This is a genomic window from Gaetbulibacter aquiaggeris, from assembly GCF_044003965.1.
GTDB lineage: Bacteria > Bacteroidota > Bacteroidia > Flavobacteriales > Flavobacteriaceae > Yeosuana > Yeosuana aquiaggeris.
Map to the genome: position 1 here is coordinate 311,265 of NZ_JBAWKC010000002.1, position 18,403 is coordinate 329,667.

General features: G+C 32.5%; 17 protein-coding genes. 11 read left to right on the plus strand and 6 right to left on the minus strand.

Annotated features, from left to right (window positions below):
- Nucleotide 1: 1 nt before the first annotated feature.
- From V8G56_RS07700 to V8G56_RS07735, 8 genes are all read left to right on the plus strand, one after another.
- Entirely contained in the window at nt 2-934 is a 933-nt protein-coding gene (locus V8G56_RS07700) for an alpha/beta hydrolase (RefSeq protein WP_395437862.1), read from the plus strand.
- A 30-nt stretch (nt 935-964) separates the two neighbouring features.
- Nucleotides 965-4,147, plus strand: a complete 3,183-nt coding sequence (locus V8G56_RS07705; protein ID WP_395437863.1) for a glycoside hydrolase family 2 TIM barrel-domain containing protein — start codon at nt 965-967, stop codon at nt 4,145-4,147.
- 14 nt (nt 4,148-4,161) lie between these two features.
- Entirely contained in the window at nt 4,162-5,289 is a 1,128-nt protein-coding gene (locus tag V8G56_RS07710; protein WP_395437864.1) for a glycoside hydrolase family 43 protein, read from the plus strand.
- A 132-nt stretch (nt 5,290-5,421) separates the two neighbouring features.
- Nucleotides 5,422-6,414: a GntR family transcriptional regulator gene (locus V8G56_RS07715; protein ID WP_395437865.1), complete on the plus strand. Its 993-nt coding sequence runs from the start codon at nt 5,422-5,424 to the stop codon at nt 6,412-6,414.
- Nucleotides 6,415-6,423: 9 nt separating this feature from the next.
- Nucleotides 6,424-7,308, plus strand: a complete 885-nt coding sequence (locus tag V8G56_RS07720) for an aldose 1-epimerase (RefSeq protein ID WP_395437866.1) — start codon at nt 6,424-6,426, stop codon at nt 7,306-7,308.
- A gap of 20 nt (nt 7,309-7,328) precedes the next feature.
- Entirely contained in the window at nt 7,329-8,477 is a 1,149-nt protein-coding gene (gene galK, locus V8G56_RS07725; protein WP_395437867.1) for a galactokinase, read from the plus strand.
- A gap of 23 nt (nt 8,478-8,500) precedes the next feature.
- On the plus strand, nt 8,501-9,520 hold the full coding sequence (locus V8G56_RS07730) for a UDP-glucose--hexose-1-phosphate uridylyltransferase (protein ID WP_395437868.1): 1,020 nt from the start codon (nt 8,501-8,503) through the stop codon (nt 9,518-9,520).
- Nucleotides 9,521-9,876: 356 nt separating this feature from the next.
- Nucleotides 9,877-11,205, plus strand: coding sequence for a T9SS type A sorting domain-containing protein (locus V8G56_RS07735; protein ID WP_395437869.1), 1,329 nt, complete (start codon nt 9,877-9,879; stop codon nt 11,203-11,205).
- 25 nt (nt 11,206-11,230) lie between these two features.
- Here the strand turns inward: V8G56_RS07735 and V8G56_RS07740 are convergent, their stop codons facing one another.
- The 5 genes from V8G56_RS07740 to V8G56_RS07760 form a co-directional block, all read right to left on the minus strand.
- Nucleotides 11,231-11,620, minus strand: a complete 390-nt coding sequence (locus V8G56_RS07740; RefSeq protein WP_395437870.1) for a hypothetical protein — start codon at nt 11,618-11,620, stop codon at nt 11,231-11,233.
- Nucleotides 11,621-11,664: 44 nt separating this feature from the next.
- Nucleotides 11,665-11,976: a hypothetical protein gene (locus tag V8G56_RS07745; RefSeq protein ID WP_395437871.1), complete on the minus strand. Its 312-nt coding sequence runs from the start codon at nt 11,974-11,976 to the stop codon at nt 11,665-11,667.
- 74 nt (nt 11,977-12,050) lie between these two features.
- Complete coding sequence (locus tag V8G56_RS07750; RefSeq protein ID WP_395437872.1) at nt 12,051-12,437, minus strand: DUF7670 domain-containing protein; 387 nt, start codon at nt 12,435-12,437, stop codon at nt 12,051-12,053.
- A gap of 91 nt (nt 12,438-12,528) precedes the next feature.
- Nucleotides 12,529-12,759 carry a zinc ribbon-containing protein gene (locus V8G56_RS07755; RefSeq protein ID WP_395437873.1) on the minus strand — a complete coding sequence of 77 codons (231 nt, stop codon included), beginning with the start codon at nt 12,757-12,759 and terminating at the stop codon, nt 12,529-12,531.
- Nucleotides 12,760-12,875: 116 nt separating this feature from the next.
- Entirely contained in the window at nt 12,876-14,120 is a 1,245-nt protein-coding gene (locus V8G56_RS07760) for a 3-deoxy-D-manno-octulosonic acid transferase (protein ID WP_395437874.1), read from the minus strand.
- A 157-nt stretch (nt 14,121-14,277) separates the two neighbouring features.
- Here V8G56_RS07760 and V8G56_RS07765 point away from each other — a divergent pair, with 157 nt between their 5' ends.
- The 3 genes from V8G56_RS07765 to V8G56_RS07775 all read left to right on the plus strand — a co-directional run bounded on the left by V8G56_RS07765 (nt 14,278) and on the right by V8G56_RS07775 (nt 17,895).
- Nucleotides 14,278-15,432, plus strand: a complete 1,155-nt coding sequence (locus V8G56_RS07765; RefSeq protein ID WP_395437875.1) for a DegT/DnrJ/EryC1/StrS family aminotransferase — start codon at nt 14,278-14,280, stop codon at nt 15,430-15,432.
- Entirely contained in the window at nt 15,425-16,447 is a 1,023-nt protein-coding gene (gene galE / locus V8G56_RS07770; RefSeq protein ID WP_395437876.1) for a UDP-glucose 4-epimerase GalE, read from the plus strand. The genes V8G56_RS07765 and galE overlap by 8 nt, the downstream gene beginning before the upstream one ends.
- A gap of 170 nt (nt 16,448-16,617) precedes the next feature.
- Nucleotides 16,618-17,895 (plus strand): metal-dependent hydrolase family protein, encoded by a 1,278-nt coding sequence (locus V8G56_RS07775; protein WP_395437877.1) that lies wholly within the window; start codon nt 16,618-16,620, stop codon nt 17,893-17,895.
- Here V8G56_RS07775 and lspA read toward each other — a convergent pair whose 3' ends face one another.
- On the minus strand, nt 17,896-18,399 hold the full coding sequence (lspA, locus tag V8G56_RS07780) for a signal peptidase II (RefSeq protein ID WP_395437878.1): 504 nt from the start codon (nt 18,397-18,399) through the stop codon (nt 17,896-17,898).
- Nucleotides 18,400-18,403: the final 4 nt, after the last annotated feature.

Genomic DNA, 18,403 nt, shown 5'->3' on the forward strand with positions numbered 1-18,403 from the left:
TATGAAAAAGAAACACATTAATAATTTTATTAAAGCTATTTTAATTTTTATGGGGTCTATTGGATGTTTACATGCTCAAAATGAAGAAATGCAGTTATGGAGTTCTGAAATTCCTGGATCTATAAAAGCTGATGATTATAATGAAATTTATAACGAAAACTTAGATCAACTTAGAAAAGTTATTAATCCGACACTAACTTTGTTTTTACCTGAAAAACCCAATGGAACATCCATAGTGATTTGTCCTGGCGGAGGATATGCCTATCTGGCCATAAATAAGGAAGGTTTTAAAGTAGCCGAATGGTTAAACACATTAGGTATCACGGCATTTGTTTTAAAATATAGATTACCTAGTGATGACATTATGCAAGATAAATCTGTTGGACCATTACAAGATGCTCAGGAATCCATTCGATTTATAAGAAGACATGCTGAAAAATGGCAACTCAATCCTGATAAAATAGGAATCATTGGGTTTTCAGCAGGTGGTCATGTTGCTTCTACTCTGTCAACGCATTACAATGATACTGTATATAAGGTATCAGATTCAATTAGTGCAAAACCAAATTTTTCCATTTTGGCATATCCAGTTATTTCAATGGAGACTGAAATAGCACATAAAGGATCCAGAAATAATTTACTTGGTGTTTCACCATCAAATGAGTTGATTGCGCATTTTTCAAACGAAAAGCATATTGACTCCAATACACCAGCTACCTTTTTGGTTCATGCTAATGATGATAAAGGTGTTCCTGTTGAAAATAGCATTCATTATTTTTTAGGCTTAAAAAAACATAACGTGCTTTCTGAAATTCATCTATATCAAAATGGTGGTCATGGATTTGGTTTAGGAAACAAAGGAACGAGTCAAAACTGGACAAACCAGTGTGAAGAATGGTTGTATAATAATAATTATGCCAACCAAAAAGAATAAAAAAACTTAGATTATCAAATACTATCCATTATGAAAATAAATCATTTAATAACCTTGCTAATTGTTTTAACCCTTTTTTCTTGTAAAGACGAAATGATTGAAAAACCTATTTACATTGCCGAAATATGGGAAAATCCAGAATGGGAGAATCCTGAAATTTTTCAAATAAATAGAGAACAACCAACAGCCTCTTTTTATAGATATACAGATGATAGGTCTGCATTAAAAAATCAAAGCTGGGAAAACTCACCTTTGTATGAATCTTTGAATGGAACATGGCATTTTTATTATGCGGATAGTGTACAGGCCAGACCAACAGATTTCTACAAAAACGATTTTGATATACGTGGTTGGGACACCATTTTAGTCCCGTCTAATTGGGAAATGAAAGGCTTTGGTATTCCTGTTTATACTAATATCAAATACATGTTTCCTGCTAATCCGCCATATATTCCGCACAACATAAATAATAATGGAAGTTATAAGCGTGAATTTGAAATCCCAGAAGAATGGGATGGCAAAGATATCTATCTTCATTTTGCGGGAGTTAGTGGCGCCATGTATGTCTGGGTAAATGAAGAATTTGTGGGTTATAACGAAGGTAGTAAAACAGCAGCAGAGTTCAATATAGTCAATGTAGTAAAACCTGGAAAGAACACTATCTCAGTACAAGTAATGCGCTGGTCTGATGCCAGTTATATGGAGGATCAGGATTTTTGGAGATTATCCGGGATTGAAAGAGATGTGTATGTTTACGCGACCAATAAAGTAACACTCAGAGATTTTAGAGTAACCGCAGATTTAGAAAATAACTATCAGGATGGCATTTTTAATCTCCATGCACAAATACAAAACAACAGCAATGATTTAGTTGAAAAGACCATAGAAATTAAACTATTAGATGGTGATTCAGAAATATATTCTGAAAAGAAATCAATTAAATTGAACCTTGGTGAGAATGAAATTAATTTCAGCCAAATAATTCCAAATATAAAATCCTGGAATGCCGAAACACCAAACCTTTATGCCTTATTAATTAAGTTTAATGATGAATCCTCTGCAGTTAAAGTTGGGTTCCGAAATTTAAAAATTGAGAACAGCCAGTTTTTAGTGAATGGAAAACCTGTTTTAATTAAAGGTGTTAATCTTCACGACCATAGTGATACTGAAGGTCACTTTGTTTCTGAAACTTTAACGAAGAAGGATTTAGAAGTGATGAAACAAAATAACATCAATGCGATTCGTTGTAGTCACTACCCAAAGAATCCATTTTTTTACAGACTTTGCGATCAATATGGTTTTTATGTAATTGATGAAGCCAATATAGAAACACATGGTATGGGTGCTACAAATCAAGGATTGGATAAAAATTTAAAACTACAAGCTAAACATCCAGCCTATTTACCTACATGGAAAGAAGCTCATTTAGATAGAACTATTAGAATGTTTGAGCGCGACAAAAATCATCCAAGTATTATAATTTGGTCCTTAGGTAATGAAGCAGGCAATGGAGATAACTTTTTTACAACCTACAAGTGGCTAAAGGAAAATGACAGTACAAGACCTACCCAGTATGAAGGAGCTACAGGTTATGCCAATACAGATATTCAAGTACCCATGTATTGGACAATTGAAAAAATGATCGAATATGCCAAACAAGAAAACACGCGCCCATTAATTCAATGCGAATATGCACATGCTATGGGTAATAGTACAGGAAATTTTCAGGATTATTGGGACGTCATTGAAGCTCACGACATCATGCAAGGCGGTTTTATCTGGGATTGGGTCGACCAAGGAATCCTAACAAAAAATGAAACTGATGAATCATTTTGGGCTTATGGTGGAGATTTAGGTGGATTTGAATTACAAAATGATAAAAACTTCTGCTTAAATGGTATTGTAAATCCAGATAGGACAGCACATCCGGCATTATTTGAAGTCAAAAAAGTGTATCAATCTATTAAGTTTAAACCTCTCAATTTAAAATCAGGTGAAATAACTATCAAAAATATCTATGATTTTACAAATTTAGAGGCCTTTAATTTTTCATGGAAATTATTAGAAAACGGAAAAGAAATAGAAAGTGGTGTTTTACCAACATTAAACATTCCACCTTATGAAACACAAAAGGTAATTATTGATTTACCAACATTAAAAAATGAAGATGCAGAATACCATTTGAATCTTTATGCTACCAGTAGATCTGCAACTGATTTAGTTCCAGAAGATCATTTCGTGGCCTTTGAACAATTTCAGTTGACTGACCATAAACTAGATTCCTTCATATCTGAAACCTCTGAAAAGATTTCAATAGTTACAAATGATTCAATTGCTACCTTTTCTAATAAAAACTTTGAGTTAAGGTTTGACTCAAAAAAAGGTCAATTAATGTCTTTAGATTATGGTGATGGAAATATCTTAATCCAAGGAATCACATCAAACTTTTGGAGAGCTGTCACTGATAACGACTTTGGTGCTGGCTCGCCAAAAAAATTAGCTAAATGGAAAGAAGCAACAAAAAACCAAATTTTAAACAATGTTAAATATGTAAGTGGAAATAAAGAATTGGGCCCTATTTTAGATGCATCCAGTAGCGATATTAAAATCATTACATCTTTTGCTCTTCCATCAATTGAAGGTGAAATTATAATTGTTTATGAGATCAACGCTTTAGGTGAAATTAAGGTTTCCAATCAACTAAATAACATTAAAAGCGACTTACCGCATTTACCGCGATTTGGAAATAATTTAATTGTAAAAAAAGAATTTCAAAATGTTAGTTGGTTTGGAAGAGGTCCGCACGAAAATTATAACGACAGAAATACAGCTGCTTTAGTTGGCCAATACAGCGCAACAGTTCAAGATTTGTATTTCCCATATATTCGCCCTCAAGAAAATGGTTATAAAACTGCCGTGCGTTGGGTGACTTTTAAAAATGACAATGGCAAAGGATTTAAACTTGAAGGTAGCCAATTATTAAGTTTTAGTGCTCATCATCAATACAACGACGATTTTGATGCTGGTGATACTAAAAAACAGCGTCACACCACAGATATTATAAAGCGAGATTTTGTCAATATCAACATTGATTATGGACAAACGGGCGTTGGAGGTGATGATAGTTGGAGCCCGAGAGCATGGGCTCACGAAAAGTACAGAATTCAACCTGAAAATTTAAAATATACTTATATAATAAGTCCAATCAAATAATTACTTAATATTAAATGAAACAATTCATAAGAATACTGGCTCAATTTTGTGTTTTCTTAACATTAGGGCAGTCACATTTAACATCTTTTAAGCCCGGCGAAATATGGCCAGATAATAACGGTGTGCATATCAATGCACACGGTGGTGGATTTCTTTTTCATGATAATACCTATTATTGGTTTGGGGAACATAAAATATCTGGTGAATTTGGCAACAAATCCATGGTTGGTATTCACGCTTACAGTTCGAAAGATTTATATAACTGGAAGGATGAGGGGATTGTTTTAAAAATGCATAATGACACAACAAGCATGTTTCAAAAGGGCTGCATAGTTGAACGTCCTAAAGTCATCTTCAATAATAATACTAAGAAATTTGTGATGTGGTTTCATCATGAGTTAAAAGATCAAGGTTATAAAGCTGCGCTTACTGGCGTTGCAGTATCAGATAATATAACTGGCCCTTACAACTATATTGATAGTTTCAGACTACATCAAAATACCTTACCATTGAATTTTTCAAAGGATGAATTTGAGAAAGTTGAGATTATAGATGATATTAATAATCAAAACCGGAAAGAAAAGGTAATTGAAGGCGTTTATTTGAAACGAGATTTTGAAACAGGACAAATGTCTAGAGATATGACTTTATACGTTGACGATGACGACGTAGCATATCATATTACTGCTTCAGAAGAAAACCAAACCTTATTAATATCAAAATTATCAGAAGATTACTTATCAGTTACCAACGAATATATAAGAGTTTTGCCCGGTGGAAGAAATGAAGCCCCGGCAATATTTAAAAAAAATAACAAGTATTTTATGTTTACCTCAGGCTTAACTGGTTGGAACCCAAACCCTGGAAAACTATTTGTTTCAGACAGCATTATGGGTGAATGGAAACCATTAGGAAATCCATGCAGAGGTAGCGAAGAAGAAAATAATACAACATTCTGGTCTCAAAGCACTTATGTGCTTCCTGTTATTGGAATAAAGGACGCTTTTATTTTTGTGGCTGATAGATGGAGACCAAATAACCCTATTGATGGTCGTTACATTTGGTTACCAATTGAATTTGAAAATGGAAACCCTATTCTAAAATGGCATGAAAAATGGAATTTGAATATTTTTGATAATTAATAATTATTGAATCACATTAACGATTCTATCTTTTAAATCTATAGGATGTTTTATTATTAGATCTTACAAAAACCAACCAGTACGTACTAGTTGTAAATTAAATAATATTTTATTATATTAGCTACTTCTATTATGATAAAAATTAAAAATAAAACAGGAATTCCCAAGTACAAACAAATTGTTAATTCTATTGAGGAGTTAATTGTCTCTGGAACTTTAAAAAAAGGAGACTTGATCCCTTCTATAAATAAAATAAAAAACGAGAATAAACTTTCTAGAGATACTGTTTTGATAGCTTATAAAGAGCTTAAGAACAGAGGTGTTATTGAATCTGTCGTGGGTAAAGGTTACTATGTGTCAAGTGAAAATATAAAAATTACCCAAAAAATATTTTTACTGTTTGATGAGTTAAATTCCTTCAAGGAAGATCTATACAATTCATTCTTAGAAAACTTAGGCGATAATATTAAAGTAGAAATCTATTTTCATCATTTTAATGAAAATATTTTTAATAAATTAATTCAGGATAATATTGGAGACTATAACTATTATGTAATAATGCCAGCAAACATTAAAAATGCTAGCGAATTTATAAAAAAGTTACCAAGTAAGAAAGTATACATATTAGATCAAATCCATAAGGATTTAATCGAATATCCCGCCATTTATCAAAATTTTGAAAATACCATTTTTGATAACCTTGATAAGGCATATCACCTTATAAATAAATATAAAAAACTTGTTTTAGTCTTTTCCGAAGACAAACAACCCCAAGGCATGCTCCAAGGATTCATGAGGTTTTGTAAAAAAAACAAAATGTCTTATGAAGTTATAAACTCTTTGCAAAGTAAAGATCTGGAAGCCGGTGAATTATATATTGTACCAGAAGATAAAAGCTTACTAAAGCTCATCAAAAAAATGAAGGAAAAAACATTTGTACTCGCAAAAGATATAGGTGTTATATCATATAATGACACACTGCTTAAAGAAATTGTCGAAGGTGGTATTACAACTATCTCCACAGATTTCAATGCTATGGGCAAACGATTGGCTGAAATGATCTTGAATAAAGAGCATGTTCAAATTGAAAACCCTCATAATTTAATTATTCGAAATTCTTTATAAAAATTAAAAATGTTTAACATCCAATACGATAGAGATTCAAATCATTTAGAAGTTAAAAATTCTAAAAACAATATATATGCTAAAATTTGTCTGAATGATGGCGGAAGTTTACAAGAACTGGTTTTAAATGATCATCAAATTATAAAAGATTTAACTCCTTTAACTTATAACAACACCTATGCATCCTCAATTTTATTTCCATTTGTGAATAGAGTAAAAGATGGGGTTTACCAGTTCAATGATCAGACCTATTATTTGGATATCAATCAAAATGAAGAAAATAATGCGCTTCATGGGTTGGTTTATAACAAAACTTTTGTGGTATTAAATCAGGAAGCGAGTGAAGAATTTGTGTCAGTAACCTTGCTTTATGAAGAAAAAAAAGGAGCTCAGGGGTTTCCTTACACCTATACCATTCAGTTAAAGTATGTTTTAACACCAACTATGTTGGAATTATATATTGAAATCACAAATACCGATACAAAACCATTTCCTTTTACCTTAGGTTGGCATCCTTATTTTTTAAGCGGTGACCTGTCAAAGAGTTCACTCCTTTTTGATTGTAATAAAAAGATGGTTTTAGATGAACGAAATATTACTAAAGGCATCTCTTATATTGAACCTATAGAGCGTTTACAAATTAAAGACCAATCATTTGATGATTGTTATATTTTGAATTCAAATGAGGTCACATTTCTTACTCCAAAATATACTTTGAAATTAACGTCTAATGAAGAAGATAGCTTTTTACAAATTTACACACCACCTCATAAAAACACCCTTGCCATAGAACCCACTACAGGTGTTTCAGACAGTTTAAATAATGGCATCGGATTAAAAACATTACAGCCAAATGAAATTTATAAGATAGTGTGGAATTTAAAAATAAAATAAATAATAACTAAATAATAGCCATGAATACTACTTTAATTAATAAGATAAAAACTAGTTTTCAAGAAACTTTTAAAACAGAGCCTTTAATGATATTTTCTCCCGGGAGAATTAACATTATAGGAGAACATACAGATTATAATGACGGTTTTGTATTTCCGGCCGCTGTAAATAAAGGCATTGTGGCTGCTATAGGAAAGAGTGATTCAAATGCCTCCAGAGCTTTTGCCGTTGATAAAGAAGAAATTGTGAAGTTTTCTCTGAATGATCTAAAACCTGCTGCTGAAGGTTATTGGGAAAACTATGTGTTTGGCGTGGTTGCTGAACTTCAAAACAGAAGTAAAACGATTGGAAATTTTAATATTGCTTTTGGTGGCGATATACCAGGAGGTGCCGGTATGTCTTCTTCAGCAGCACTTGAAAACAGTGTCGTTTTTGGACTCAATGAACTCTTCCATTTGGAATTGTCAAAAGAAGAGATGATTTTAATTTCGCAAAAGGCAGAACACAATTACGTAGGTGTAAAATGTGGTATTATGGATCAATATGCCAGCATGTTTGGTATTAAAAACAATGCCTTATTGCTTGATTGTAGAACCGTAAAATCAAAAGCCTATGAAATTAATTTTAAAGACCATGAGCTCATTTTAATCAATACCAATGTTAAACATAGTTTGTCTGATAGTGCTTATAATGACAGACGTTCGGTTTGTGAATCCATTTCAGAAATGTTAAAAGTTAAAGCATTAAGAGATGCAACTGAATATGATTTAGAAAGTATCAAGGACAAATTGACTTCTGAAAATTACCAAAAAGCACTCTATGTCATTCAAGAAAACCACAGAGCTGTTCAAGCCTCTAAAGCTATTGAAGCAGGTGATTTAAAAACATTAGGAACCCTTATGTATGCCTCACACGAGGGTTTACAACATCAATATAAAGTAAGTTGTGAAGAGTTGGATTTTTTAGTAGAGCAAGCCAAACTTAATGGAAATGTTTTAGGAGCTAGAATGATGGGTGGTGGTTTTGGCGGTTGTACTATTAACTTAATTGCAAAAACCGAAACAGAATTATTTAAAACAAGTGTATCAGAAGCGTATAGGAATAAATTTAAAAAGGACTGTTCAATTTATTCTGTGGAGCTTTCCAATGGGACAGGTATAATCAATTAGTTTAATAAATATTAATCCTCAATATGAATACAGATTTACAAGATTACTCACATAAACGATTGAATATATTAACAGGAGAATGGGTTTTAGTCTCACCGCATCGTGCCAAACGCCCTTGGCAAGGGCAAAATGAGACGGTTGCCAATGAAGTAAGACCAGCCCATGATGAAACCTGCTACTTATGTGCTGGAAATAAAAGAATTAATGGAGAGATCAATCCAAACTATAAAGATGTCTTCGTGTTTACCAATGATTTTGCAGCACTGCAATATAATTCACCTCCTTTTTCTGTTAAAGATGGATTAATTGAAGCTCAAAGCGAACAGGGTATTTGTAAGGTCATATGCTTTAGTCCAAATCATTCTAAAAGTCTGGCAGATATGAGTGTAAATAACATTCAAAAAGTAGTGGAAGCATGGCAGACGGAATACAAAACACTAGGAGAATGTAAGGGGATCAATTATGTTCAAATATTTGAGAATAAAGGAGCTGTAATGGGATGTAGTAACCCACATCCACATGGACAGATCTGGAGTCAGTCAACACTTCCAAATGAAGTTGAAAAGAAGGACGCACATCAACGCACTTATTTTAGTACTCATAAATCGAGTTTATTAGGTGATTATGTAAGTCAAGAATTAAATAAACAAGAACGAGTCATTTATGAAAATGATGCTTTTGTAGTACTGGTCCCTTTTTGGGCTATCTGGCCATTTGAAACCATGATCGTACCAAAACAAGCTCAAAAAAGTATTTTAGAAATGACACATACCGAAGCGCTTCTTTTTGCGGAAGCTATTTCCGTTATCACTAAAGTGTATGACAGATTATTCAGCACCTCGTTTCCGTATTCAAGTGGCATACATCAAGCACCAACCAATGGAGAAGATAATAAGCATTGGCACTGGCATATGAGTTTTTATCCACCACTACTCAGAAGTGCTACAGTCAAAAAATTTATGGTTGGGTATGAGATGTTTGGATCACCGCAACGGGATATCACCGCAGAAATTGCCGCTCAAAAATTAAGAGAATTAACTTAAAAGAGTGGTTTTCTCAAATTCAAGGAATGAAAAAATTAAAATCATGATTCAATAACTATTATAAGTCTCCAAATAAAAAAGGACCGAATTGTAATACTGTTAAGTTGAATATTTAATCAATCGATTGCATATAATACAGCCTCTTAATTATTCCTTTTGTTGACATATGAGTTATTTTAAGAAGCATTAAAATAATTGTTTTATCAATGTCGGCAGTATTACTTTTTCATCATTTACTTTAAAGAAGTAACTAACTAAGATACGAAATAAATGGAAATTTAAGCCAAACATTTGTCATACACCGCTTATTTTTAATCACTTACATTATTAGCTATAAAATTTTAAAGCTAATAATCATGACAAAACATTACCATTCCCTAGTTTTTTTATTTTTATTTTTTACTGCTATTCATGCACAGACCACAGCCATACCAGATCCCAATTTTGAACAGGCATTAATATCTTTAGGGATAGATAAAGATGGTGTTATTAATCATAGCGTCTCTAATTCAGACATTGCAGGGGTAACAAATTTAGGTGTTTATAATAAAAATATTTCTGATTTAACCGGTATTGAAGGTTTTACATCATTAATACAATTGAACTGTGGGTCAAACCAAATAACTAGTTTAAATATAAGCTCAAACCTAGTATTGGAAAGACTTTTTTGTGCAAATAATACACAACTTCAGAATTTAGATGTAAGTAAAAATACAGCTTTAACTCTTTTAAATATAAGTAATAGCAATCAAACAAGTTTAGATGTAAGCCAAAATATTCTTCTTGATCAATTATCATGTCAAAACAATCAAATAACTAGCTTGAACATCACTAAAAATACAGTTCTGACTTGGCTTAGTTGTCAGTACAACTTGCTAAACAGTATAGATTTAAGCCAAAATTTAGTTTTAAAGTCCTTGTATTGTGATAATAACCTATTAACAAGTTTAGATGTAACGAAGAATACTACATTAGAAAATTTTACTTGTTTTTCTAACCAATTAACTACCATAAATGTTAGTCAAAATACAGCTTTACGAAATTTGAATTGTTATTCCAATCAATTAACAAATATAGATGTTAGTAAAAACACGGTTTTGGCTCAATTAAGATGTTATGCAAATCAACTTACGAATTTGGATGTGAGTATTAATAATTCTTTAAATTATTTAGATTGTAAAGATAATCTTATAACTATTTTAGATTTAAGTCAAAACACTTCCTTAACTGGATTAAATTGCTCTAACAATCAGTTAACAAGTCTTAATGTAAAAAATGGGAATAATTCAATTTTAACTTTAAGTTTTAATGCTCAAAATAATTCAGTTCTACAATGTATTCAAGTAGATAATGAAGCAGCAGCAAATGCTGCAGAAGCACCTTATACGACTTGGGTAAAGGATGCCTCATGTATTTATTCAGAAGATTGTGCATCGTTAAACTTTGAAGATGAACTACTGGCACAAGGCCTTTCTTTTTATCCAAACCCTGCTCATGATATTTTAACCATTGACTCAAAAGTTCCAGTTACAAAAGTGGAGATATATTCAGTTTTTGGTCAAAAGATAAAAGAGATTTCCTCAAACTTTAAAAACATATCAACAGACAATTTATCAACTGGGATGTATGTATTTAAAATATATTCTGAAAACGGCACCGTCATTAAAAAACTAATTAAGAACTGAGGGCTCAACAAAAAAAGCTTTATCATCATTTTGATAAGGCTTTTTTATTGAATTTAGTTTTAAGATGATAAATACTAAATAATAAAAACCAAAAACCCAATAAAACGGTCAGCCAGTCAAAAGAATTAGAAACCTGTTCAATCCCTTTCATTACACTCAATTGGGGTGATTTTAATAAGTAATCATAGTTTCCTTCGCAATTCCTGAAATTTACAGAGAGCGCACCTATTAAAGAAGCTAAAACTATTGATGATCTGAAGATGCTATTCCAAAGTTTATTAAATTTTAGAGTGATTAATTTTATGGCCTCTTTTGTTGAATCCAAATATAATACGATTACTAAACCGGTTATTAAGGCAAAGAATAGTCCTGAATAGTAGACCATCGCAATATTTAATTCGCTCCAGTTTGTCATTTGATCGTTCTTTTATCCTTGAGATGAAGAATGAAAAATACAATTTAAAGTATAATAATGATTAGAAATAATCTTTCAAAAAGTTCTTTCAGATGATCTGTAACATTCCATGTGAGTGTGAGCCAATTGGCAGTCTCTTGTGTGTTATAATTACTGGTCAATGAGGCACCCATACCTCCTAAGATTATTATTAAGTAGCTCAGTTTCATGAAGAATTCAGCTATGATTTTATTTTCAGCCAGATTTTCAAAATACTTTTTGAGCCCTTTATTAATTATTAAAATTAGGGTAATTGTCAGTATGGTGCAGATTATAAAAGTGATTAAGTAGGCCTTTATAAAAGTGGCGTTTTCCATTTTCTTTAATTTGATTTATTAATATTTTATATGCTTATTTAATAGCTATTCAATAGAAATCTTGAACGCGCTATTTATTTCTCTATGTTCTGACGTTTTCTAAAGTGACTCATGATAAAGAGTATACCTACAACTGCAAAAGGAATTGTAATCAGGAAAATGATGCCCATACTCATCCAAAACGAGTGGTTCATATTATAATTCATTTTAAAAATAATAGGACTAAAAACAAGACTAATTATTAAAAAAAGAATACCTCCAAGAAGTTCCTTCTTCCAAGCAATGATGAGCAAAATTGTTAATATGAATGACGGAATTAAGTGTATTAGAAAAGCTGTAATTTGTTCCCAGATAGTAGAGCCGGTTTCGAAGGCATCTAAAGCAAATAAACTAATAAAAAGAATGGCTATAACACAGAGAATTCTGGGTGTATAGTATAATATTTTGGTTGACTTATTCATAATTATGAATGTCTGACCTATAAAGGTAATTATTTTGTTAAAAAAAAACCATGACAAAAGTCATGGTTAGGATTTTTTACTTTATAAGGGTTTAATTGCCTCCCACTTTGTCAATAGCATCTTTAGTAGCTTCTCCTGCTTCTTTTGTTTGCTCTACAGCATTGTCAATGGCTTTGCCTGTTTGTTCAAGAGCACCTTCTGTTGCCTCAGAAGTTTTCTCAATGGCATCGTCAATTGATTCAGATTTTTTTGTGTCTCTGCAAGAGGTTAATGAAGTGCTAATTGCTAATAATAAAATGGTACTAAATAATAATTTTTTCATCTGTTTTAGTTTAACTTGGTTAAATACATTGGACAGAAAATTTTAAAGAATTAAAGTCCAATACTACATATACGATAATAACTTGTAGTTTAGCCTTTATCAATTTTATTTTGAGTTTAACTTACAGTTAAATTCAAGTACTTAAGAATGTGTTTTACGGCGCCTTTCTTTTGATTAATGTATTCTGAATTATACTTTCCTGAAACTTTACGTTTTTGTTCATCTGTAATCAATAAAGTTAAGATGTTATTAAATTCTTGCTGATTTGATATTTCAAACATGCCAGAAAGATCTATCATGGCTTGAGCTTCGGGGAATTCAGAATGTTTATTGCCAATAATTATGGGAACCCCAAAAACAGCCGCTTCTAAAGTGTTATGTAGTCCGGTAGACCCCATAGCACCACCCACATAGGCGATATCGGCATAACTGTAAATTTTAGAAAGTAATCCAATAGTATCTATAATAAATACTTGTGCATTTTTATGATCTTCGGTGTCTTTTTCTGAATACAAAACCGTTTTAACTTTGAGATTTTCCTTAAACCTTTGGATTTGATTTGTCTTCATATTATGGGGAGCCACAATAAATTTTATATTTTCTGTGGTTTCAGAATTTATATAATTGATTAACAAAGATTCATCTTCGGGCCAGGTACTTCCGGCAACAACACATAGTTTATCTTGCTTAAAGGCTTCTATAAAATCCAGCGTATTATTTTGTTTCAGCTGATCAGATACCCGGTCAAATTTGGTGTCGCCAGCAACAGTAACATGGTGGTAACCTATTGATAAAAGCAGTTCTTTCGAAGCTTCATTTTGAGTAAAAATATGTTTAAAAGCAAAAAGTCCTTTTCTTAATTCGGAGCCATAAAACTTAAAATAAGCTTGATTTTTTCTGTATAGTGCTGAAATTAATATGGCATGTAAGTCTCTGCTTTTTAATTCATTCAAAACATGAGGCCAGATATCATATTTCACAAAAATTGTCAATTCCGGGTTTACTAGGTTTAAAAATCGTTTAGCATTTTTTTTGCTGTCGATTGGCAGATATACCACAACATCAGCAATGGGAGTATTTTTCCTTATTTCATATCCTGAAGGAGAAAAGAAACTGAGAATAATTTTATGTTTAGAGTAGTGAGTTCTTAAAGCCTTAAAAACAGGAAGCCCTTGTTCATATTCTCCTAAAGAAGCGCAATGAAACCATAAGGTTTTATCTCCTGAATTTATTTTGCTTTCTAATAAACTAAATGTCTGAGCTCTTCCTTTGACACCTTTCTTTAGTTTTTCATTGAAAACAGCTAAGAAGGGTAAAGCAATTTGTAAAAGGTTTATACCTATGTTATATAATAAATTCAAATAAAAGCTTTTTAACAAAAATACATTTCTTTAAAAGAAAAACATGGTTAGAGATTATGAATTTTGTAATTTCGTAACTTATTAATTTGGTCATAGTAAGCATCAAATGATTTTTGTTTTTTGTTTGAGGACTATGCAGAATTGTAATTTTTTTTAGATGAATAAAATTCAAATGGTTGACCTAAAAGGTCAATTTGATAAAATCAAAGATGAAGTAAATGCGTCCATTCAAGAAGTTTTGGAAACTACAGCATTTATTAATGGTCCAAAAGTGCATCAGTTTCAAAAAAACTTAGAAGACTATCTTGGTGTAAAACATGTGATTCCTTGTGCCAATGGAACAGATGCTTTGCAAATTGCCATGATGGGATTGGGTTTAAAAGCAGGTGATGAGGTTATAACGGCAGACTTTACTTTTGCTGCAACTGTTGAAGTCATTGCACTTCTTCATCTTACACCAGTACTGGTAGATGTTAATCCGGATGATTTTAATATTAGTATAGAAGCTATTAAAAAGGCAATAACACCTAAAACCAAAGCCATTGTTCCAGTACATTTATTTGGAAAATGCGCCGATATGGAAGCTATTATGGACATAGCTAAAGAGCATAATTTATATGTCATCGAAGATAATGCCCAGGCCATTGGTGCTAATTATACCTTTAAAAATGGTAAAAAGGCAAAAGCCGGCACTATAGGACATGTAGCCTCTACTTCTTTTTTCCCTTCAAAAAACTTAGGATGTTATGGTGATGGTGGTGCTATTTTCACAAATGATGATGCCTTGGCTCATACCATCAGAGGTATTGTAAATCATGGGATGTACATACGTTATCATCATGATGTTGTGGGAGTTAATTCGAGATTAGATAGTATGCAGGCAGCCGTTTTAGATGCTAAATTACCAAATCTTGATACTTATAATAAAGCAAGACAATTAGCAGCAAAAAAATATAATAACGCCTTCAAAAATGAGAAAAATATTATTACACCAATAGGAAATTCCTCATGTAATGGTATTTGTGATACTTGTGATTGTCATGTATTTCATCAATATACTTTGCGAGTGAAGGGCGTTGACAGAGATGCTCTGGCATCTTATCTTAATGACAATGGGATTCCATGCGGTGTGTATTACCCAATCCCTTTGCATAAACAAAAAGCTTACTTAGATTCAAGATATAATGAAGAAGATTTTGTAGTGACCAATCAGTTAGTAAAAGATGTCATCTCATTACCAATGCATACAGAATTGGATGATGAGCAAATAGAATTTATAACATCAAAGGTGAAAAAATTTATAAATGGATAAAATATTAGTTACAGGCGGCTTAGGCTTTATAGGATCGCATACCGTTGTTGAATTACAAAATGAAGGATACGAAGTTGTTATCATTGATGACCTGTCAAATTCATCTATTAAGGTATTAGAGGGTATCACGGCTATAACAGGAAAAAAACCAATTTTTGAGAAATTGGATTTAAAAGAGAAGTCTGGTGTTGAGGCCTTTTTTAAAAAGCACCATGATATAAAAGGCGTTATTCATTTCGCAGCGAGTAAAGCAGTAGGGGAGAGTGTCCAGGAGCCTTTATTATATTATGAAAATAATATTGGAACCCTTGTATACATACTCAAGGAATTAAAAAAATTACCTGCTGCCAGTTTTATTTTTAGTTCTTCATGTACGGTTTATGGTCAGGCAGATGAATTACCTATTACGGAAAATGCGCCTGTGAAACAGGCCGAATCACCTTATGGAAACACCAAACAAATAGGCGAAGAAATAATTAGTGATACATGCAAAGTAACCCCAAGTATTAAAGCCATTGCTTTGCGTTATTTTAATCCGGTAGGGGCTCATGAATCGGGAAAAATTGGAGAATTACCAATTGGTGTTCCACAAAATTTAGTGCCTTTTATTACTCAAACAGCCATAGGTATTAGAGAGCAACTTTCAGTTTTTGGTAATGATTACCCAACACCCGATGGGACTTGTATACGCGATTATATTCATGTGGTAGACCTAGCAAAGGCCCATGTTGTGGCGCTAAAACGTCTCTTAGAAAACAAGAACAAATCTAACTTTGAGACTTTTAATTTGGGTACAGGTACAGGAAGTTCTGTCTTAGAAGTGATACATTCTTTTGAACGTGTATCAGGAGAAAAACTTAATTATAAGATTGTTGGTAGAAGAGAAGGCGATATCATTTCTGCATATGCTGAAACATCGAAAGCAAACAAGGAGCTTGGTTGGAAATCTGGACTAAATTTAGATGATGCCATGCGTTCTGCATGGAAGTGGGAGCAGATTGTCAGAAAAAAGTAATTTTCAATATTTTAGTATTAAGCATAGGGAGCCACATTTACAATGTGGCTCCCACTTTTTCTGAACATTTTAAATTTAGAAAAGAAAGAATCTAGTTTTTGTTGAAATATTGAATAGTGATCATATTTTCTATTTTAATTGTATATTTAAAACCAACTAAATATTTTTTTATGAAAAAGCTTCTTTTAATCCTTTCTGTCTTAATTAGCTATAGTGCTATTTCTCAAAACACTTATATTCATTGTGGTAAATTAATTGACACGAAAAAGGGAAAAGTATTAACGAATCAAACCATAATTATATCGGGTAAAAATATTATTTCAGTTGAAAATGGGTTATTAACCCCAAAAAATCAGGAAGATTTTATTATCGATTTAAAAGACAAAACAGTGTTGCCGGGACTTATGGATATGCATGTACATATAGAACATGAATCCAATCCAAAGAAATATATAGAGCGGTTTACTGATAATGAAGCGGATATTGCTTTAAAATCTACAGTCTTTGCAAAAGCGACACTTAATGCTGGATTTACAACTGTTAGAGATCTTGGCGGAACTGGGGTTAATATTTCCTTAAGAAATGCTATAAACAGAGGAGATGTTGAAGGACCAAGGATTTTTACTGCAGGTAAATCAATAGCTACTACAGGAGGTCATGCCGATCCAACAAACGGTATGAGCAATTATTTAATGGGCGACCCAGGACCAAAAGAGGGCGTTGTGAATGGTGTTGATGATGCCAGAAAAGCTGTGAGACAACGTTATAAAGATGGTGCTGATAATATAAAAATAACTGCTACTGGTGGTGTGCTTAGTGTTGCTAAGAGTAGTCAGAACCCCCAATTTACTCTTGAGGAAATAAAGGAAATTTGCAGGACTGCTAAAGATTATGGAATGACCATAGCGGCTCATGCGCATGGCGATGAAGGTATGCAACGCGCCATTATAGGAGGGGTCACTACCATTGAACATGGCACACTCATGAGTGAAGAAACCATGGAATTGATGAAACAATATGGTACTTATTATGTGCCAACAATTACAGCTGGTAAAGAAGTGGCCGAAAAAGCTAAAATAGCAGGGTTTTATCCGGAATTAGTGGTTCCAAAAGCTTTGGAAATTGGGCCTAAAATTCAGGAAACATTTTCAAAAGCTTATAAAAAAGGAGTCAAAATAGCCTTTGGTACTGATGCCGGAGTGTTTAAGCATGGTGATAATGGAAAAGAATTTGGTTTTATGGTTGAGGCGGGCATGCCTGCTATAGAAGCAATACAATCTGCAACCATTACAAGCGCGAACATCTTAGGAATTGATAATGAATTGGGCGAAATTAAATCGGGGTATTTAGCAGATATTATTGCTGTAAATGAGAATCCGATTGAAAATATTAAAACGCTTGAAAATGTTGTTTTTGTGATGAAAGAAGGGATTGTTTATAAACAATAATCAACCCTGATTGGGTACTTCTTTTTTCTTTTTAAAACTTACAAGTAAAAGTAAAATCATTCCCGTTGTAACCGATAAGTCTGCCATATTAAAGATTCCGGTTCTAAAAACACCTCCTAGATCGATATGGAAAAAATCGGTGACTGATCCATAAACAACACGGTCAAAAACATTGGCAATACCACCGCCAATAATACTTGCAAATGCAAATACGGATACTTTATCTAAAGATTGGTCTTTAAAAATATGATAGGTCACAAAACTTAAAACGACGATGGGTAAAATAAGTAAAAAAATAAGTTTAAGCAGTGGACTTAAATCACTTCCCATCCCTAAAAAAGCGCCAACATTTTCAACATTATGCAGGGTAAAGTAGGTCCCTATTATGTTTGATCTTTCGGAAGGAACCACATAAGTTCGTACTATTATTTTAGAAATTTGATCAACCGCAATAGTCAGGACTATAGTAAGTATAATAAAGAATGAACGACGAGACAACTTCATTAAG